Source organism: Stenotrophomonas sp. AR029 (genome assembly GCF_047520695.2).
In the GTDB taxonomy this organism is placed as follows: domain Bacteria; phylum Pseudomonadota; class Gammaproteobacteria; order Xanthomonadales; family Xanthomonadaceae; genus Stenotrophomonas; species Stenotrophomonas sepilia.
In genome coordinates, this window is record NZ_JAXBQQ020000001.1 from 1101128 (window position 1) to 1120495 (window position 19368).

At 66.2% G+C, this 19368-nt stretch carries 18 protein-coding genes; 12 read left to right on the forward strand and 6 right to left on the reverse strand.

Annotated elements, in window-relative coordinates; translation table 11 throughout:
* The first annotated feature begins 269 nt into the window (after positions 1–269).
* Positions 270–1181, forward strand: coding sequence for a hydroxymethylbilane synthase (gene hemC, locus ACM0PB_RS05200; RefSeq protein WP_065196509.1), 912 nt, complete (start codon positions 270–272; stop codon positions 1179–1181).
* A gap of 116 nt (positions 1182–1297) precedes the next feature.
* Here hemC and ACM0PB_RS05205 read toward each other — a convergent pair whose 3' ends face one another.
* Positions 1298–2074, reverse strand: coding sequence for a DUF481 domain-containing protein (locus ACM0PB_RS05205; RefSeq protein WP_005419541.1), 777 nt, complete (start codon positions 2072–2074; stop codon positions 1298–1300).
* A gap of 106 nt (positions 2075–2180) precedes the next feature.
* Positions 2181–2783, reverse strand: a complete 603-nt coding sequence (locus ACM0PB_RS05210; RefSeq protein ID WP_069139700.1) for a LolA-like protein — start codon at positions 2781–2783, stop codon at positions 2181–2183.
* A gap of 80 nt (positions 2784–2863) precedes the next feature.
* On the opposite strand from ACM0PB_RS05210, the gene ACM0PB_RS05215 reads away from it, so the two are divergent.
* Together ACM0PB_RS05215 and ACM0PB_RS05220 are read left to right on the forward strand one after the other, a co-directional pair.
* Entirely contained in the window at positions 2864–3835 is a 972-nt protein-coding gene (locus tag ACM0PB_RS05215) for a helix-turn-helix transcriptional regulator (RefSeq protein ID WP_005419539.1), read from the forward strand.
* A gap of 26 nt (positions 3836–3861) precedes the next feature.
* Complete coding sequence (locus ACM0PB_RS05220; protein WP_095378260.1) at positions 3862–4656, forward strand: MetQ/NlpA family ABC transporter substrate-binding protein; 795 nt, start codon at positions 3862–3864, stop codon at positions 4654–4656.
* Between the two features lie 177 nt (positions 4657–4833).
* Here the strand turns inward: ACM0PB_RS05220 and glpK are convergent, their stop codons facing one another.
* The 3 genes from glpK to ACM0PB_RS05235 form a co-directional block, all read right to left on the reverse strand.
* Entirely contained in the window at positions 4834–6333 is a 1500-nt protein-coding gene (glpK, locus tag ACM0PB_RS05225; protein WP_065178005.1) for a glycerol kinase GlpK, read from the reverse strand.
* A 102-nt stretch (positions 6334–6435) separates the two neighbouring features.
* Positions 6436–7920 carry a glycerol-3-phosphate dehydrogenase gene (gene glpD / locus ACM0PB_RS05230; protein ID WP_171955783.1) on the reverse strand — a complete coding sequence of 495 codons (1485 nt, stop codon included), beginning with the start codon at positions 7918–7920 and terminating at the stop codon, positions 6436–6438.
* 242 nt (positions 7921–8162) lie between these two features.
* A complete protein-coding gene (locus tag ACM0PB_RS05235) occupies positions 8163–8798 on the reverse strand; it encodes an OmpW/AlkL family protein (RefSeq protein ID WP_005419535.1) in 636 nt (211 codons plus the stop codon).
* A gap of 186 nt (positions 8799–8984) precedes the next feature.
* On the opposite strand from ACM0PB_RS05235, the gene ACM0PB_RS05240 reads away from it, so the two are divergent.
* The 3 genes from ACM0PB_RS05240 to lpdA all read left to right on the forward strand — a co-directional run bounded on the left by ACM0PB_RS05240 (position 8985) and on the right by lpdA (position 13322).
* A complete protein-coding gene (locus ACM0PB_RS05240) occupies positions 8985–9500 on the forward strand; it encodes a DNA-deoxyinosine glycosylase (protein WP_065178007.1) in 516 nt (171 codons plus the stop codon).
* Positions 9501–9667: 167 nt separating this feature from the next.
* Positions 9668–11407: a dihydrolipoyllysine-residue acetyltransferase gene (gene aceF / locus ACM0PB_RS05245; RefSeq protein ID WP_414604655.1), complete on the forward strand. Its 1740-nt coding sequence runs from the start codon at positions 9668–9670 to the stop codon at positions 11405–11407.
* A 106-nt stretch (positions 11408–11513) separates the two neighbouring features.
* Positions 11514–13322, forward strand: a complete 1809-nt coding sequence (lpdA, locus tag ACM0PB_RS05250) for a dihydrolipoyl dehydrogenase (RefSeq protein ID WP_065178009.1) — start codon at positions 11514–11516, stop codon at positions 13320–13322.
* A gap of 444 nt (positions 13323–13766) precedes the next feature.
* Here lpdA and ACM0PB_RS05255 read toward each other — a convergent pair whose 3' ends face one another.
* A complete protein-coding gene (locus tag ACM0PB_RS05255; RefSeq protein ID WP_005419516.1) occupies positions 13767–14585 on the reverse strand; it encodes a hypothetical protein in 819 nt (272 codons plus the stop codon).
* A 456-nt stretch (positions 14586–15041) separates the two neighbouring features.
* Between ACM0PB_RS05255 and ACM0PB_RS05260 the strand changes: the two genes are divergently transcribed.
* The 6 genes from ACM0PB_RS05260 to atpA all read left to right on the forward strand — a co-directional run bounded on the left by ACM0PB_RS05260 (position 15042) and on the right by atpA (position 19317).
* The gene (locus ACM0PB_RS05260; protein WP_014648497.1) at positions 15042–15407 is read left to right on the forward strand and encodes a hypothetical protein; all 366 of its coding nucleotides are present in this window, start codon (positions 15042–15044) and stop codon (positions 15405–15407) included.
* Positions 15408–15438: 31 nt separating this feature from the next.
* Entirely contained in the window at positions 15439–16239 is an 801-nt protein-coding gene (gene atpB, locus ACM0PB_RS05265; protein WP_005411134.1) for a F0F1 ATP synthase subunit A, read from the forward strand.
* 73 nt (positions 16240–16312) lie between these two features.
* Entirely contained in the window at positions 16313–16618 is a 306-nt protein-coding gene (gene atpE, locus ACM0PB_RS05270; RefSeq protein ID WP_005411133.1) for a F0F1 ATP synthase subunit C, read from the forward strand.
* A 106-nt stretch (positions 16619–16724) separates the two neighbouring features.
* A complete protein-coding gene (locus ACM0PB_RS05275; RefSeq protein WP_005419512.1) occupies positions 16725–17195 on the forward strand; it encodes a F0F1 ATP synthase subunit B in 471 nt (156 codons plus the stop codon).
* Between the two features lie 2 nt (positions 17196–17197).
* Positions 17198–17725 (forward strand): F0F1 ATP synthase subunit delta, encoded by a 528-nt coding sequence (locus ACM0PB_RS05280; RefSeq protein ID WP_005411131.1) that lies wholly within the window; start codon positions 17198–17200, stop codon positions 17723–17725.
* A gap of 44 nt (positions 17726–17769) precedes the next feature.
* Positions 17770–19317 (forward strand): F0F1 ATP synthase subunit alpha, encoded by a 1548-nt coding sequence (gene atpA, locus ACM0PB_RS05285; protein ID WP_005419511.1) that lies wholly within the window; start codon positions 17770–17772, stop codon positions 19315–19317.
* Positions 19318–19368: the final 51 nt, after the last annotated feature.

Sequence of the window (19368 nt, forward strand, 5' to 3'; positions counted from 1 at the left end):
GCCGCCGGCTGTTGCTTTTGCTTCTGCTCTTTTCTTTTGATCTTCCGTGGCTGGCGCACACGGAAACTGTCAGAGGCCGGGCGGGATGGGTTGCGCAGGGGCGTGAGCCGCATGGATGCGGCGACCGAGCTTACATGGACGTACTTGCAGCGGCCCCTGCGCAGTCCATCCCGCCCGGCCAAGCACGGCTGTTGCTTTCACGCCCCCCAGCCAGCCACGAGGGGCTCCGCCGTTGGCCGTATCCGCGCCGAAGGCGCGATAATGACCGTATGGAAACTGTCCGCATCGCTACCCGCAAGAGCCCGCTCGCCCTCTGGCAGAGCGAACACGTCGCCGACCGCCTGCGCCAGGCCCACCCCGGCCTGCACGTGGAACTGGTGCCGATGAGCACCCGCGGTGACGAGGTGCTGGACCGCTCGCTGGCCGCCATCGGTGGCAAGGGCCTGTTCCTGAAGGAACTGGAGCTGGCCATGCTGCGGGGGGAGGCCGACTGCGCCGTGCACTCGCTGAAGGATGTGCCGATGGAACTGGACGCGCCCTTCGCGCTGCCGGCGATGCTGACCCGGCACGACCCGGCCGATGGTTTCGTCTCCAACCTGTACGCCTCGCTGGACGCGCTGCCGATCGGCGCGCGGGTCGGCACCTCGTCGCTGCGCCGCCAGGCCCAGCTGCGCGCGCTGCGCCCGGACCTGGAGCTGCTGGACCTGCGTGGCAACGTCAACACCCGCCTGGCCAAGCTCGACAACGGCGGCTACGACGCCATCGTGCTGGCGGTGGCCGGCCTCGAGCGCCTGGGCCTGGGCGAGCGCATCGTCGCGCGCCTGCAACCGCCGCAGTGGTTGCCGGCGCCAGCGCAGGGCGCGGTGGCGGTAGAGTGCGACGGAGGCAACACGCGCCTGATGGCGCTGTTCGCCACGCTTGATGACGCCGCCACGCGCGCCTGCGTGGAAGCCGAGCGGGCCATGAACCGCGCGCTGCATGGCAGCTGCCACGTGCCGGTGGCGGCGATCGCGCAGTGGCAGGGCGACGACCTGCACCTGCAGGGCCTGGTCGGCAGCGCCAGTGATGGCCGCGCCGTGCGTGCCGAAGCGGTGGGCCCGGCCCGTGATCCGGAAGCGCTGGGCCAGCGGGTGGCGAAGATGCTGCTGGATGCCGGTGCCGGCGAACTGCTGAACGTCTGAGGCACCGCAGGTAGTACCGGCCGCTGGCCGGCAACCTCATGCCGCCGATTGAACGCTGTTGCCGGCCAGCGGCCGGCACTACCGAAATGAAGAACGGGCGCCTTGGCGCCCGTTTCTTATTTGAACTTGTAGACCACGTTCATCGTGGTCAGCGTATCGGTCTTGCGCTTGTCGACAGCGACGTCGCTGTTGTAACGCGCCTGCCAGCCGGCCTTCAGCGCCAGGTGCTCGTTCATGCTCACCGAGACGCCGAAGTCGTTCTGGCCGAAGGTGTTGTACGAACCGGATTCGACCAGCAGCGTGTTCACCAGGTCGGTGTTGTCGGTCAGCGAGTATTTCAGGTCGAACTGGCCGCGGCCGATCATGCCGGTACGGGTGCGGTCATCCTCGGTGCTGTGGGTACGGCGCACGCCGGGGCCGATCTGCGCGTCGAAATAGAAGCGCTCGGTGTTCCACAGGCGGGTGCCGTAACCCAGACCGAACGAGCTCTGGCGGTCGTAGGTGGCGAAGTCGTCGCGCTCGGTACGCACCGTGGCCGTCAGCTGGCGGTGCTCGCCCAGCTGCAGCGCGCTGCCCGCACTGCCGGTGTAGCGGTTGGCAGTGGTGTTGCTGCGGCGGGTGGTGGTGCCGTCGTCGTTGGTCTCGGTCACCTTGGAGCTGGAGCGCAGGCCGAACAGGTCCATGCTGTGCACCCAGTCGCCGTCGGTGTAGCGCAGGCGCAGGCGGCCGTTGAAGCTCTCGGTGCTGCTGTTGCCGCGTGCCGAGGCAAAGCCGAGCTCGCCGCCGCTGCCGCTCCACGGCGAGGACATCGCCGCCAGTTCGGAGGCATCCTGCGCGTATGCGAGCGGCGCACACAGCAGCAGGGGGATCAGCAGGGACACGCGCAGGGACATCGAGGCTTCTCCGGAACGGTTAACAGCCGGTGATGATACTGGAAGCGTGATGGCGGTCCGAATCGATCCAAAGCGTGCTTCAGCGAACGTTGCCGCGATCGCCTATTCAGGGCAGATCGACACGCAATGCGGGGTCGTTGAAGCGCGAATAGCGCAGGCGCAGCTGGAAGCTGCGGCCATTGCTGCTGCCGCTGCGCACGATCTGGCGTGGCAGGCCCTGGGCATCCACCCAGTACTCCAGGCGTTCGCCGGGCTGGTTGCCGCGCAGCCGGTAGTGACGGGTCTCGACCCCGTCCAGCGCCTGGCTGCCGAGATCTTCGGCCTTCAGGTCGGCGGGCAGGGCGTCGGCCGGCAGCGGGTTGCGCCACTGCTCGAGCAGGCCGGGCGGGGCCGGCACCTGGCGGATCGCACCGTCGGCCTGCAGGAACAGGGTGTCGCCGATGATGGTCTGCGGCCCGGCCGGGGTCTCCACCCGGAAACGGTCGGGTGCAACGAAGTCCATGGCGCTGCGTACCCTCTGCGGCGCGCCCAGCACTTCCAGTTCGGCGTGGAAGCTGCGCAGGGCGGCGAAACGCTGGCTGGCACCCAGCACCGCCTGTGCCGGATCGGCGGCGGGTACCGGGGCCTCGGTGCCCGCCGGCGCCGGCGCGCGATCGCAGGCGGCCAGCAGCAGGCAGGCCAGCAGGGACAGGGCAGGCAACCGGCGCATCGGGCATTCCATGGGGTGGGGGCGACCACGATAGCCCAAACGTCCCACACAAGACCCGCGACTCGGACATAATCGGGGGTATGGACCGATACGAACGCATCACCGCCCTGCATCGTCTGCTCAAGTCCGCGCGCTATCCGGTGACGGTGGCGACGCTGCAGGACAAGCTCGGTTGTTCCCGTGCCACCGTCTACCGCGACCTGGCCTTCCTGCGCGATGCGCTGATGGCACCGATCGAGGGCGACGGCGAGGCCGGCTTCCGCTACCAGGCCGACGAGAGCGACCGCTTCGAGCTGCCCGGCCTGTGGCTCAGCTCGGAGGAGCTGCATGCCCTGCTGGCCTCGCAGCACCTGCTGGCGCGCACCGGCGGTGGCGTGCTGTCGTCGGTGCTGGCCCCGCTGCAGCAGCGCATCGAGAGCCTGTTGGCAGCCCAGGCCGGTGTCTCCAGCTGGCCGGTCGATCGCGTGCGGGTGATTCCGCACCGTGGCCGCAAGTTCGATGAAGGCAGCTTCCGCAGCGTGGCCTCGGCGGTGCTGGAGCGCCGTCAGCTGGCGTTCGAGTACCGCGCCCGCTCCACCGACGAGCCGACCAAGCGCACCGTCTCGCCGCAGCGCCTGACCCATTATCGCGACAACTGGTACCTGGATGCCTGGGACCATGACCGCGAGGCGCTGCGCAGTTTCGCGGTGGACCGCATCCACAAGGCACGGGTAATCGACAGTGCCGCCCGCGATGTCGCCGACAGCGAGCTGGACGAGCAGCTCGGCGCCAGCTATGGCATTTTTTCGGGTGCGCCGAAGGGCTGGGCGACCATCCTGTTCAGCGCCAAGGCTGCGCGCTGGGTGGCCGACGAGCACTGGCATTCCAAGCAGCAGGGTCGTTTCCTGGCCGATGGCCGCTACGAACTGAAGGTGCCGTACAGCGTCTCGCGAGAGTTGCTGATGGACGTGCTGCACTATGGTTCGGATGCAGAGATCATCGAGCCGATCATGCTGCGCGAGCAGGCCAAGGCGCTGCTTGAGCTGGCCCTGAGCAACTACGAAAAATCCTGACACTCCCCCCGAGAACCCCGTCCCCCATGAAGAAGACCCTGTTGCTGTCCCTGCTCGCCGCTGCGCTGGCCCTGGCCGCCTGCGGCAAGTCCGGCGAGCCCTCGCAGAAGCTGGTGGTGGCCGCCACGGCCGTGCCGCATGCCGAGATCCTTGAGGTGGTCAAGCCGATCCTCAAGCAGGAAGGCGTGGACCTGGACGTGCGCGTATTCAACGACTACGTGCAGCCCAACGACCAGCTGGTGCAGAAGCAGGTGGACGCCAACTACTTCCAGACCGAGCCGTACCTGGATGCCTACAACCGCGACCGCAAGACCGACCTGGTGAAGGTGATCGGCGTGCACATCGAGCCGTTCGGTGCGTACTCGCGCAAGGTCAAGTCGCTGGCCGAGCTGCGCGACGGTGCCGACGTGGTGATCCCGAACGATCCGAGCAACAACAGCCGCGCGCTGATCCTGCTGCACAAGGCTGGCGTGATCGAGCTGAAGGACCCGGCCAACGCGCTGTCGACCCAGCGTGACATCACCGCCAACCCGAAGAACCTGAAGTTCCGCGAGCTGGACTCGGCGATGCTGCCGCGCGTGCTGGACCAGGTCGATCTGGCCCTGATCAACACCAACTATGCGCTGGACGCCGGCCTCAACCCGACCAAGGATGCGCTGGCGATCGAGAGCAAGGATTCGCCGTACGTGAACTTCCTGGTCGCGCGCCCGGACAACAAGGACGACGCCCGTGTGCAGAAGCTGGCCAAGGCCCTGACCAGCCCGCAGGTGAAGGCCTTCATCGAGAGCAAGTACAAGGGCGCGGTGCTGCCGGCGTTCTGATTGCGGCTGATCTGTTGATTTGAATGGTGGGTGTCGACCTTGGTCGACACTGCCTTCCCTGTAGAGCCGAGCCCACGCTCGGCTCTGCTGCTTCCGGCATTTCACCAACGGCAGCCGAGCATCGCTCGGCTCTTCCGTGTCACTCCACGTGCCGCAGCAGGGCAGGGCATTGCAGTTTCAATCGACGTGGAAGGCGAGGGTGGCGGCAACCGCCTGCTGCCATCCCGCATACAGCTTCTCGCGCCGCGACACCTCCATCTGTGGCTCGAAGCGTCGGTCCAGGCCCCACTGTGCAGCGATCTGTTCGCGGCTGGACCAGAACCCGACGGCCAGGCCGGCCAGATAGGCCGCACCGAGCGCGGTGGTTTCGGTCAACCGCGGCCGCAGCAGCGGCACACCGAGGATGTCTGCCTGGAAGCCGGCCAGGAAGTCGTTGCCGATCGCGCCGCCATCAGCGCGCAGCTCGGTCAGTGCGATGCCCGCATCGGACTGCATGGCATCGAGCACGTCGCGGGTCTGGTAGGCCATCGCTTCCAGCGCGGCGCGCACGAAATGCGCCTTGCCCGTGCCACGGGTCAAGCCAAACATCGCACCGCGCACATCACTGCGCCAATAGGGCGCACCCAGGCCGACAAACGCCGGCACCAGATAGGCGCCGCCGCTGTCGGGCACCTGCGCGGCCAGTGCCTGGCTGTCGCTGGCGCGTTCGATCATGCGCAGTCCGTCGCGCAGCCACTGCACCACCGAGCCGGCGATGAAGATCGAGCCTTCCAGCGCATACTCCACGCGCCCGTCCAGGCCCCAGGCAATGGTGGTCAGCAGGCCGTTGCGCGACCGTACCGCCTGCGCGCCGGTATGCATCAACATGAAGCAACCGGTGCCATAGGTGTTCTTGACCATGCCCGGCTGGAAACAGGCCTGGCCGAACAGTGCCGCCTGCTGGTCACCGGCGATGCCGGCGATCGGGATCGGGTGGTCGAAGAAGAACTGCGGCCGGGTGTGTGCGTACACCGCACTGGAGTCGCGCACCTGCGGCAGCATCGCGCGCGGGATGTCGAGCAGGGCCAGCAGATCGTCATCCCAGTCCAGCGTGTGGATGTTGAACAACAGCGTGCGCGCCGCGTTGCTGTAGTCGGTCACATGCGCCTGGCCGCCGCTGAGGTTCCACACCAGCCAGCTGTCGATGGTGCCAAACAGCAGCTCGCCACGTTCGGCGCGCTGCTGCGCACCTTCCACGTGGTCGAGGATCCAGCGCACCTTGGTCGCAGAAAAATAGGCATCGATCAGCAGGCCGGTCCGCTCGCGGATCAGCGCTTCATGGCCTTCGGACTTCAGTCGTTCACAGATGGCGTGGCTCTGCCGCGATTGCCAGACGATGGCGTTGTGGATCGGCTGGCCGGTGGCACGGTCCCAGACCACGGTGGTTTCGCGCTGGTTGGTGATGCCCAGTGCGGCGATATGGCGCGGGTCGATCTGCCCGCGACTGAGCAGTTCGGTCAGCGTGGCATAGACGCTGGTGAGGATCTCGCGCGGGTCATGCTCGACCCAGCCGGGTTGCGGGAAGATCTGCGCGAACTCGCGTTGCGCGCTGCCGATGATGTCGCCGGCACGGTCGAACAGGATCGCGCGCGAACTGGTGGTGCCCTGGTCGATGGCCAGCACGTAGCGGGGCGTCATGCAGCGTCTCCGGTAGAGCAGTCAGGGTAACTTACCTTTCTCTCTGTAGAGCCGAGCCATGCTCGGCTGCATTTGCACAACGCAGCCGAGCATGGCTCGGCTCTACAGAGTGGAGTGTTCGATCCACGCCTGCAGCCGTGTCACCTGCGCAGCGTCCAGCCGCAACCCCAGCTTGCTCCTTCGCCACAGCACGTCCTCGGCAGTGCGCGCCCACTCTTGCTCGCGCAGAAAGGCCACTTCCCGGGCATGCAGGCCGCCGCCAAACGCCTCGCCAAGATCGTGCAGGCCCCGTACACCCTGCAGCAGTTCCGCGCTGCGACTGCCATAGGCCCCGGCCCAGCGTCGCGCGATACCTGCGGGCAACCAGGGTGCCGATACCTGCAGATGCGCGCCCGCCTGCGCGGCGTCGCCCCAGTCGCTGCCTGGCAGCGGGTCCCCGTCTGCTGTCCACGCCGCTCCCATCTGCGGCAGGGCGGGCCGCAGCAGCTCCAGCGCTTCCTCGGCCAGCACCCGGTAGGTGGTCAGCTTGCCGCCCAGCACATGCAGCGCCGGTGCCGGGTCCACCTGGAGCTGCAGGCGGTAATCGCGGCTGAGTCTTGCCGCGCGCGGATCGGGATCAGCCAGCAGCGGGCGGACACCGGCGAACTGCCAGACCACATCTTCCGGCGCGATGGGTTCATGCAGGTAGCGGTTGGCCGCTTCGCACAGGTACGCCACCTCTGAAGGCAGCACGCCGCAGCGCGCCGGGTCGCCGCGATAGTCGGTGTCGGTGGTGCCAACCAGCAGGTGGTCGTGGGCGAAGGGCAACAGGAACACCACGCGTCGATCGGGTTGCTGCAGCAGGCACGCGCTGTCATCGGGCCAGGGCCGGCGCAGGACGATGTGGCTGCCTTGTACCAGCCGCAGCGCGGGGCCGCCACTGCGTGCCTCCATCCGTTCCAGCAGGCCGCCGGCCCACGGCCCTGCCGCATTGGCGACGGCGCGCGCGGTCACCTGCTGCTGGCCATCAGCGGATTCCAGCACCGCCTGCCACCGGCCCTGCAAGGGCTGCAGGTCGATGCAGCGGCTGCGCACACGCACCTGTGCGCCCCGCTGCGCGGCATCCAGGGCGTTGAGCAGCACCAGTCGCGCGTCATCGACCTGCGCGTCGGCGTAGCTGAAGGCCTGCCGCAGATCCGGGGAAAGCCAGGGGCCGAGCGGATCGCGCTGAAGGTCCAGGGCGCGCGAGGCGGGAAATGCCGGGCTGCGACGGCCCAGGTGGTCATACAGCCACAGTCCCGCGCGTAGCATCCAGCGTGGGCGCAGATGGGGTTCCCACGGCAGCACGAAGCGCAATGGATGGACCAGATGGGGCGCCTGCCGGCGTACCACCTCGCGTTCGCCCAGCGCCTTGCGCACCAGCCCGAGCTCGCCCTGTTCCAGGTAGCGCAGGCCGCCGTGGATCAGCTTGCTGCTGGCGCTGGAGGTATGCGCGGCCAGGTCGTGCTGCTCGCACAGCAGCACGCGCAGGCCGCGGCCGCTGGCGTCACGGGCGATGCCGGCACCGTTGATGCCGCCACCGATCACCAGCAGGTCGACGTCGTCCATCGTGTCTCCGCGTCCTGTGTCTGTAGAGCCGAGCCGCGCCACCATTGACCGTGGGCGCCATTGAACGTAACGCATCGCAATGCGCGCGGAGCCCGCCGCTCGACTCGGGATAGGGGGCTTGGCTCGACTCTACAAAAAGGCAGTCGAGCATGGGCTCGACTCTACAGAACGCCGGTGACGGAAACGACGACGGGCCCCGAAGGGCCCGTCGCGTTGCATCAGTGAAGCAGGTGCAGCCTGGATCAGAAGCGGGCGCCGATGCCGAAGCCGACGGTCCACGGATCCATCTTGGCTTCGCCGATCTTCTCGCCGCCAACCTTGATGTCCGGGCGGGCGCGCATGTAGCGGGCGTCAGCACGGGCAAACCAGGTGGAGTTGATGTTCATGTCGACGCCGACGGTGCCGATCACGCCCTTGGCATCCTTGAAGCGGATGTCGGTGTCAGCGCCGTTGCCCAGCTTCTCGTTGCTGAAGCTCGACTGGTAGTAGCCGACGCCCACGAACGGACGGAACACGTTGTCAGCCTGGCCGAAGTGGTACTGGCCGCTCAGCGCGACCGGCTGCTGCTCGACCGAGCCCAGGCGGGCGTTGTTCGGGCCCTTGAACTTGTTGTCGAACTTGTCAGCGGCGCCCCACAGTTCAACGGCCCAGTTGTCGTTGATGTAGTAGCTGAAGCTGACGGTCGGCGCCGGACCACCATCGGTCTTCTTCACGCCGGAGATCGGGTCGTTCTTCGGTTCCAGCAGCGAGATGCCGCCAACAACGGCAAAATGCTTGCCCGACGCGGTGTCGGTGCTGCTGCTGTCCTGGGCGAAAGCGGCCGGCGCGAAGGCGGCGGAGGTCAGCAGGGCGAGACTCAGGATACGGATGGAGCGCATGGGGGTATCTCCTAATGTTTCTTGTTTTGGGCCCCCGGTTGCGGGGCGAGCACACCGTAGTCGCCCCAACATGAATCGAATCCGACGCACGTTAAAAAATAGTTTTCCTTGTTCAGCGACGGGTACGGAACGCCTGTATTCATGGGGTTTCTGGCGCTCGGGGACATTCATGCAGTTGGAGAAGATGTGAGCACAGCAACGTTGTGCATTGGCCTGCAAGCGCAGGTGAACGTGGAGTGCCGGGTGCTGCTGCTGGGCTCGATGCCGGGCGTGGCGTCCCTGCAGGAGCAGCGCTATTACGCCCATCCGCGCAACCGCTTCTGGCCGCTGATGGCCGACATCTGTGGTTTCGACGCGGATCTGGCCTACGCCGCGCGGCTGCAGGCATTGAATGCCGCGGGCATCGGTCTGTGGGATGTGATCGGTCGCTGCGAGCGCCGAGGCAGCCTGGACGCGGACATCGTGCGTGGCACGGAAGTGGCCAATGCACTGCCGGAACTGATCGCCACGTTGCCTGAGCTGACGCTGATCGGCTGCAATGGCGCTGCATCATGGCAGGCGTTCCAGCGCTGGGTGCTGCCGCAGCTGGAGGCCCCGCCACAGGTGGTTGCATTGCCCTCGACCAGCCCGGCCAATGCGGCGTGGTCGTTGCCGCGCCTGCGCCAGGCCTGGCAGCCGGTTGCAGACGCACTGGCGACATGAAGCGGACATCGTCCGGACAATACGCTACCGACTGGTCGCGGCCGGGACCCGTGGGCAACAGCCTGTCCCGGCTGCGTGCGTACTGAAAACACCTGTAACGGTTGGCGCTGGACCCCGCTGGCCGCACAATAGACGTTTCCCTACACCAGATTGCCGGAGTTATCCCCATGGCCGAAATCAAGGAAGCACTTGTCCCCGATATCGGTGACTACAGCGATATCCCGGTAATCGAGGTGCTTGTCGCCGTCGGCGACACGGTCAAGAAGGACCAGGGCCTGGTGACGCTGGAAAGCGACAAGGCGACGATGGAAGTGCCGTCCTCGGTGGCAGGCGTGGTCAAGGAACTGAAGGTCAAGGTGGGCGACAGCCTGTCCGAAGGCAAGGTCGTGGCGCTGATCGAAGTGGCCGAAGGCGAAGCCGCCGCGCCGGCCGCCGCCGCACCGGCACCGGCCAAGTCCGCTGCCCCGGCTGCCGCCACCCAGAGCGCGCCGGCCCCGGCCGCCGCTGCGGCGGCCGCTCCGGCCGCTCCGGCCGCTCCGGCCACTCCGGCCGCCAGCGGTGGCGCAGTGGAAGCGCTGGTGCCGGACATCGGCGACTACGCCGGCATCCCGGTCATCGAAGTGCTGGTCGCCGTCGGCGACACGGTCAAGAAGGACCAGGGCCTGGTCACGCTGGAAAGCGACAAGGCCACGATGGAGGTGCCGTCGTCAGTGGCCGGTGTGGTCAAGGAGATCAAGGTCAAGGTGGGCGACAACCTGTCGCAGGGCGACGTGGTTGCCATCATTGATGCCGAAGGCGCTGCCGCGCCGGCACCGACCAAGGCGGCGGCTGCCGCTGCTCCGGCTGCCGCCGAGACCGCCACCAAGGTCGAGCCGGTCGCTGTGCCGGCACAGCCGGACAAGCTGGCGGCGCGCGAGATCGCTTTGGCCGGCACCCCGTCCAGCCCGCCGGTGCAGTTCAACGCCGATGGCGTGCTGCCGGCCAAGGTGCCGTACGCCACCCCGGCGGTGCGCGTGTTCGCCCGCGAGCTGGGCGTGGACCTGCTGCAGATCAACGGCACCGAGAAGGGGGGCCGCATCACCAAGGCTGACGTGCAGAAGTTCGTCAAGGCCGCACTCAGTGGTGGTGTGCCAGCAGCTGCCGGTGGCGCCGTCGCCGCCGGTGGTGGCCTGAACCTGCTGCCGTGGCCGAAGGTCGACTTCAGCAAGTTCGGCGAGACCGAAGTCCAGCCGCTGTCGCGCATCAAGAAGATCTCCGGCGCGAACCTGGCCCGCAACTGGGCGATGATCCCGCACGTCACCCAGTTCGAACAGGCCGACATCACCGACCTGGAAGGCCTGCGCGTGGCGCTGAACAAGGAAAACGAGAAGGCCGGCATCAAGCTGACCATGCTTGCCTTCCTGATCAAGGCCAGCGCCGCGGCGCTGAAGAAGTTCCCGGAATTCAACGCCTCGCTCGACGCCAGCGGTGAGAACCTGACCCTGAAGAAGTACTTCCACATCGGCTTTGCCGCCGATACGCCGAACGGCCTGGTCGTGCCGGTCATCCGCGACGTGGACAAGAAGGGCGTGGTGCAGATCGCGCAGGAAACCGGCGAGCTGGCCAAGAAGGCGCGCGACGGCAAGCTGGGCCCGGCCGACATGAGCGGCGGCTGCTTCTCGATCAGCTCGCTGGGCGGCATTGGCGGCACCGCGTTCACTCCGATCGTCAATGCACCGGAAGTGGCCATCCTGGGCGTGTCCAAGTCCTCCATCCAGCCGGTCTGGAATGGCAAGGAGTTCGCGCCGAAGTTGATGCTGCCGCTGTCGCTGAGCTACGACCACCGCGTCATCGACGGCGCTCTGGCCGCACGCTTCACCACGTACCTGTCGCAGGTGCTGGCCGACATGCGCCGCGTGCTGCTGTAAGGCATCGCTTCGCCCCCACCGTGCGGCCGCTGCCCCTGGCGCGGCCGCGTGAACAGATGCAGTGACAGCCCGCCGGCCATGCCGGCCGGGCACAAGGAAAACCACCATGGCCACGATTGAAGTCAAGGTTCCCGACATCGGCGATTACAGCGATGTGCCGGTGATCGAAGTGTTGGTCGCCGTCGGCGACACGGTGAAGAAGGACCAGGGCCTGGTGACCCTGGAGTCGGACAAGGCCACCCTGGAAGTGCCGTCCTCGGCGGCCGGCGTGGTCAAGGAGATCAAGGTCAAGCTGGGCGATACCCTGTCCGAAGGCGCCGTGGTCGTGGTGCTGGACGCTGAAGGCGCCGCCGATGCCCCCGCCAAGGCCGCTGCGCCGGCTCCGGCTGCGGCCGCTCCGGCCAGCAAGCCGCCGGTGACCCCCTCGCACCGCGCCCCGGCCGAGCCGGTGGCACCGAAGCCGGCGCTGTCCAGTGGCAAGCCGGCCGACATCGAATGCGAAATGGTCGTGCTGGGCTCCGGCCCGGGCGGCTACACCGCCGCCTTCCGCGCCGCCGACGTCGGCCTGGATACGGTGCTGGTCGAGCGCTACGCCAGCCTCGGCGGCGTCTGCCTCAACGTCGGTTGCATTCCGTCCAAGGCGCTGCTGCACGCTGCCGCGGTGATCGACGAAGTGGCCCACGCCGGCGATTTCGGCGTCGAGTTCGGCAAGCCGACCATCACCCTGGACAAGCTGCGCCAGTACAAGGAAAAGGTCGTCAACCAGCTGACCAAGGGCCTGGCCGGCATGGCCAAGCAGCGCAAGGTCCGCAACGTGCAGGGCGTCGGCAGGTTCATCTCGGCCAACGAACTGGAGATCACCGCCGCAGACGGCAGCACCCAGCTGCTGCGCTTCCAGAAGTGCATCATTGCCGCTGGTTCGCAGGCGGTGAAGCTGCCGAACTTCCCGTGGGACGACAAGCGCGTGATGGATTCCACCGACGCGCTGGAGCTGGCCGAAGTGCCGGGCTCGCTGCTGGTCGTCGGCGGCGGCATCATCGGCCTGGAAATGGCCACTGTGTACAGCGCACTGGGCAGCAAGGTCACCGTGGTCGAGTTCATGGACCAGCTGATGCCGGGCGCCGACAAGGACCTGGTCAAGCCGCTGGCCGACCGCCTGAAGAAGCAGGGCATCGAAGTGCACCTGAAGACCAAGGCCTCGGGCGTCACCGCCGATGCCAAGGGCATCACTGTGACCTTCGAGGCGGCCGAGGAAGGCCAGGCGCCGGCGCTGGCGCAGGGCACTTTCGACCGTGTGCTGGTGGCCGTCGGGCGTTCGCCGAACGGCAAGAAGATCGATGCCGAGAAGGCCGGTGTGCAGGTCACCGAGCGTGGCTTCATCCCGGTTGATCGCCAGATGCGCACCAACGTGCCGCACATCTTTGCCATCGGCGACATCGTCGGCAACCCGATGCTGGCGCACAAGGCAACGCACGAAGGCAAGCTGGCTGCTGAAGTGGCTGCTGGCCACAAGAAGGAATGGGTCGCCCGTGTGATTCCGTCGGTGGCCTACACCAACCCGGAAATCGCCTGGGTGGGCGTGACCGAGACCGAAGCCAAGGCCAAGGGCCTGAAGGTCGGCGTGGCCAAGTTCCCGTGGGCCGCCAGCGGCCGCGCGATCGGCATCGGTCGCACCGAGGGCTTCACCAAGCTGATCTTCGATGAGGAGACCCACCGCATCATCGGCGGCGCGATCGTCGGCGTGCATGCCGGTGACCTGCTGGCCGAGATCGGCCTGGCCATCGAGATGGGTGCCGAAGCCGAAGACATCGGCCACACCATCCATGCGCACCCGACGTTGAGCGAATCGGTGGCGATGGCCTCGGAAATCTACGACGGCACGATCACCGATCTGTACATGCCGAAGAAGAAGTAAGGCGCCCGCGCCGTTCCGAACGAAAAGCCCCGGCATCTACCGGGGTTTTTTTGTTGAGCTTCGATCACTCTCATTGCGAGCGTTCGGGCCGCTGCGTGGGTGGCCGGCGTCTGGACAAATGTCCCCCGTCGTCCGCCTGCGGCGGTCGCCTCCTCCTTTACTTTGTCCAGACGCCGGCCACCCACGCAGCGGCTCGGCTTGCGGACAGTCCAGAGCCACTGCCTGGGCCGCGTGGATGCCTGATGCGCGGGGGGAGAGGGGCTTGTGTGCGAAGTAAAGGAGGAGGTGACGGCCGCAGGCCGGCGCCGGGGGACATTCGCACGCAAGCCCCTCTCCCCCCGCGCTCGGCCAACCTGCTTCTCTGCTCGACGATGCCACAAAAAACGCGGCCCCGATGTTCCGGAGGCCGCGCCAGGAGAGAGAGAGCCGTGGAAGGGGCGGGTGTCAGAACACGAAGCTGACGCCGGCCACCGGGCCCTTGAATTCCTGCTTCAGGCCGATGGTGCCGTCGCTGCCCTTCTTGTCCGCATCGAGCTTGAACCAGTCGTAGCCGGCGAACACACCGAAGTTCCTGGTGAAGCGGTAATCGACGATGGCGTTGGCGCGGCTCAGATCGCCCTTGTAGTCATCGAAGCTGCCCCAGCGCGTGTTGAGGTACTGGCCCTGCAGGGTGATCATCCACTTCTCGGACGGGGTGAAGCTCAATCGCGCACCGACCACTGGCGCCACGCCGTCGGTCTTCTCGTTGAGGAACTGGCCTTCGTACACGGTGCCGAGGTCGGCGTAGGCCTTGGTGCTGACCTTGGCGTACTCGGCACCCAGCTGCAGGCCGAGGTCGAACGTATCGGTGTCCACCACCGAGTAGTCATAGACCAGGCTGGCCACCTGGTACTTCAGTTCGCCCTTGACGAAGCTGCCGGACGGCACGTTGACGTCACCGAAGGAGATGTCCTGGCCGAGGGTCTCGCGGCGGTCCTTGTCGTACTTGAAATAGTTGAACAGCAGGCGCTGGCGGTTGCTGATGCGGAACATGCCGTCAATGCGCGGCTCCCACTCCTTGCCACCCAGCTTGAAGTCCTCGGAGAAACCGATGTCCTGCCCGGCGACATTGGTCTTGCCGCGGAGCGTGTTGTCCGAGTCGATGTTCATCGCACCCAGGCGCAGGGCAAAGCGGTCGTCGCCTTCGGCGGCGTGGGCAGCGGTGGCGAACGAGGCGCCGGCGGCGATCAGGGAGAGAGCGAGCAGGGTGGGTACGGGGCGCATCGAAGAGTCCTTGCAGTGGTTCATCAGAATGAAGACCACTGTGCCGGACAGGCCCGTCCACCATCCGTGAACGTATGGTCCACGGCATGTGCACGGTTCAGTGCTGTCGCGACGATGCAAAAAGATGGCCCCGGAGACGGGCTTCGGGGCCATCGTGGGACCTGCGGGGTGGAGCCGACGAGGATGCTGCGGGCAGGTCGAAAGATCGGACCCGCGCATCCGGCGAAAGTTCCTCGCCTGCGACCAAAGTTCAATACTGCGGTGCAGCATCATGCGGACGTCATTGTCCCCCGGGTGGTACGCAAAAATGTAACCGTTACCGCAACTTGCGGCTTCCCGGGATGAACAGGCAGCGGTTGTCTCGCAAATTGTCCCATTGCTATAATTTGGCGGCTCGATGAGGCCCCCCTGCTGTAGCCGCCTCAGCCTTCCACTTGCAACCACGCGGGACGTCCTGTGCTGAACTCCGTTGATGCGGGTCGGCGACTGATGCTGCGCGCCGCGGTCTACCCGCTGGCCGCGGTCGCTGTCCTGGCCCTGGCCTTCCTGCTGGTCGGTCCGAAATATGCCCTCGGCGCGCTGGCGTCCGGTGTGGCCATTTCGGCCGGTGGCTGGGTGGCGGCAAGGATGGCGCTGGGGGGTGGTGCGGTGGCCGCAGGATCGGCGATGGCTCGCCTGATCATTGCGATCGTGGCCAAGTGGGTCGTGGTTTTCGGCGTCCTGCTGGTGGGGTTCCTGGTCTTCAAGCTGCCTGCATTGGCGCTGTTGGCCGGTATCGCCGTCGGCTTGATGTTCCAGGTCCTGGCGATGGCCAGGCGTTGACAGAATTCAATTAACTGAAGGTTCCGGACACATGGCGGGCGAGGCTCTAACCCCTACCAGCTACATCCAGCATCACCTGCACAACCTGACCGCGCCGGTCGGCAAGGGTGAGGGTATGTTCTGGCATATCCACGTCGATACCTTCCTCACCGCGGTCCTGATGGGCCTGGTGATCGTTGTGGCGTTCTGGCTGGGCACCCGCAAGGCCACCGCCGGCGTACCGGGCAAGTGGCAGGCCTTCGTCGAGATCTGCCTGGAGTTCGTCGACCGCCAGGCCAAGGACACCTACCACGGCAAGAGCAAGCTGGTCACGCCGATCGCCATCACCATCTTCTTCTGGATTCTGCTGATGAATCTGCTGAAGATGATCCCGGCCGATTTCATCGCCAAGCCGCTGGAATGGGCGGGCGTGCACTACTGGAAGCCGGTCCCGACCGCTGACGTCAATGCCACCCTGGGCATGGCCATCAGCGTGTTCTTCCTGATGCTGTTCTTCGCACTGAAGTCGAAGGGCCTGGGCGGCTTCATCAAGGAATTCCTGACGGCGCCGTTCGGCAAGTGGATGATGCCGTTCAACCTGATCCTCAACATCGTCGAGTGGCTGAGCAAGCCGATCTCGCTGGCGATGCGACTGTTCGGCAACATGTTCGGCGGCGAAATCGTGTTCCTGCTGATCTGGGTGCTGGGTGGTGCCGGTTTCTTCGGTGCCATTGCCGGTGGTGTGTTCGGCCTCGGCTGGATGCTGTTCCACCTGCTGGTGATCCCGCTGCAGGCCTTCATCTTCATGATGCTGTCGATCGTGTACCTGAGCCTGTCGGAAGACGCTCACTGAGTTTCAAGCTTCAACGCGTTTCAACCTTCATCCGTTTCATCACCCTTAGCAACTTAAGTTCCTGGAGATAACCATGTACTTCGCCGTCCTGACCAACTTCGCGCAGATTCAGAGCTCCACCGCCCTTGCCGTCGGCATCATGATCGGCCTGGCCGCGCTGGGCGCCGGTCTGGGTCTGGCCATCATGGCTGGTAAGTTCCTGGAGTCGGCCGCCCGCCAGCCGGAACTGATCCCGGTCCTGCAGGTCCGCATGTTCATCACCGCCGGCCTGATCGACGCCGCGTTCATCATCTCGGTCGCCGTTGGCCTGCTGCTGGCCTTCGCCAACCCGCTGTCGGCTGCCTTCGCTGGCGCCGTCACCAAGGCTCTGGCCGGCTGATACAGCGGTTTGAGACGACCGGGTGCTGATGCACCCGGTTTCGGATGAAGGCCGGATGTGCCGCTTCGGCGGCGCGTCCACCCCGAAACCAGCGATCGAGCTAACCATGAATATCAATTTCACCCTTCTTGCGCAGGCGCTGGCCTTCGCTGGTCTGATCTGGATCATCGCGACCAAGATCTGGCCGCCGCTGATGAACGCGATCGAAGAGCGCCAGCAGAAGATTGCTGAAGGCCTCGCTGCTGCCGACCGCAGCCAGAAAGATCTGGCCCAGGCGCAGGAGAAGGTCAACGAAGCGCTGAAGGAAGCCCGCACCAAGGCCAACGAGATCATCGATCAGGCCCATGCGCGTGCCAACCAGATCGTTGATGCTGCCCGCAACGAAGCGATCACCGAAGCCACCCGTCAGAAGGAACTGGCCCAGGCTGAAATCGACGCCGCCGCCAACCGTGCCCGTGAAGATCTGCGCAAGCAGGTGTCCGCGCTGGCCGTGACCGGTGCCGAAAAGCTGCTCAAGCGCGAAATCGACGCCAACGCCCACAAGGCGCTGCTCGACGAGCTGGCCTCGGAGATCTAAGGATGAGCCAGGCCCTCACGCTTGCCCGCCCGTACGCCCGCGCCGCGTTCGCGACCGCGCGCGACGAAGGCGCGTTCGCGCCGTGGTCGGACGCCCTGGCGTTCTCCGCCCACGTCGCCGCCGACCCGCGCGTGGCGGCCCTGCTCGCCAACCCGGAGCTGGGTCGTGACGACGCCGTCGCCCTGCTGGCGCCGGTGTCCCACGGCGAGACCTACTCGCGCTTCCTGGCCATCCTGGCCGAATCGCATCGTCTGCCGCTGCTGCCGGAAATCTCCGGCATGTTCGACGCCCTGCGCGCCGAAGCCGAGCACGTGGTCAAGGCCACCGTCACCTCGGCTGCCGAGCTGTCGGCCGGCGAGCTGGACGCGATCAAGGTCGCGCTGCGCAAGCGCTTCAACCGCGAGGTCGACGTGACCACTGCGGTCGATGCTTCGCTGATCGGCGGCGCCGTGATCGACGCCGGCGACGTGGTCATCGATGGTTCGCTGAAGGGCAAGCTGGCCCGTCTGCAGACCGCGCTCGCTAACTGAATTCATTTAACGTCCGGCCCCGCTGCCGGCACTAGGACTTGACGATGGCAACCACGCTCAACCCCTCCGAAATCAGCGAACTGATCAAGAACCGCATCGAGAAGGTCAAGCTGGCCGCGGAATCGCGCAACGAAGGCACCGTGACCAGCGTGTCCGACGGCATCGTGCGCATCTTCGGTCTGGCCGACGTGATGCAGGGCGAAATGATCGAACTGCCGAACAACACCTTCGCCCTGGCCCTGAACCTGGAGCGCGACTCGGTCGGCGCCGTGGTCCTGGGTGACTACGAGCACCTGCGCGAAGGCGACGTCGCCAAGACCACCGGCCGCATCCTGGAAGTGCCGGTCGGTCCGGAACTGCTGGGCCGCGTCGTGAACGCGCTGGGCGAGCCGATCGACGGCAAGGGCCCGCTGGGCACCGACCTGACCGCTCCGGTGGAGCGCGTTGCTCCGGGCGTGATCTGGCGCAAGTCGGTCGACCAGCCGGTGCAGACCGGTTACAAGTCGGTCGACTCGATGATCCCGATCGGCCGTGGCCAGCGCGAGCTGATCATCGGTGACCGCCAGACCGGCAAGACCGCCATGGCGATCGATGCGGTGATCAACCAGAAGGGCACCGGCATCAAGTGCGTCTACGTTGCGATCGGCCAGAAGGCGTCGACCATCGCCAACATCGTGCGCAAGCTGGAAGAGAACGGCGCGCTGGCCCACACCATCGTGGTCGCCGCGACCGCTTCCGAATCGGCTGCCATGCAGTACATCAGCGCCTACTCGGGCTGCACCATGGGTGAGTACTTCATGGACCGCGGCGAAGACGCGCTGATCGTGTACGACGATCTGTCCAAGCAGGCTGTCGCCTACCGCCAGATCTCGCTGCTCCTGAAGCGCCCGCCGGGCCGCGAAGCCTACCCGGGTGACGTGTTCTACCTGCACTCCCGTCTGCTCGAGCGTGCAGCCCGCGTGTCCGAGGAATATGTCGAGAAGTTCACCGAAGGCAAGGTCACCGGCAAGACCGGTTCGCTGACCGCGCTGCCGATCATCGAAACCCAGGCCGGCGACGTGTCCGCCTTCGTTCCGACCAACGTGATCTCGATCACCGACGGCCAGATCTTCCTGGAAACCGATCTGTTCAACGCCGGCATCCGCCCGGCCGTGAACGCCGGTATCTCGGTGTCGCGCGTCGGTGGCTCGGCCCAGACCAAGATCATCAAGAAGCTGTCGGGCGGCATCCGTATCTCGCTGGCCCAGTACCGTGAACTGGCTGCCTTCGCGCAGTTCGCCTCGGACCTGGACGAAGCGACCCGCAAGCAGCTGGAGCGTGGCCAGCGCGTCACCGAGCTGATGAAGCAGAAGCAGTACGCGCCGATGTCGATCGCCAACCAGGCGCTGTCGATCTACGCCGTCAACGAGGGTTACCTCGACGACGTGCCGGTCAACAAGCTGCTGGCGTTCGAAGAAGGCCTGCACGCCCACTTCGCCAATACCCAGGGCGAGCTGATCAGCAAGGTCAACGCTACCGGCGGTTGGGACAACGACATCGAAGGTGCCTTCAAGAAGGGCATCGCCGAGTTCAAGACCACCGGCAGCTGGTAATCGCGGTCCTGTAGAGCGGAGCCACCGGCTCCGCTGGACCAGATGACAAAC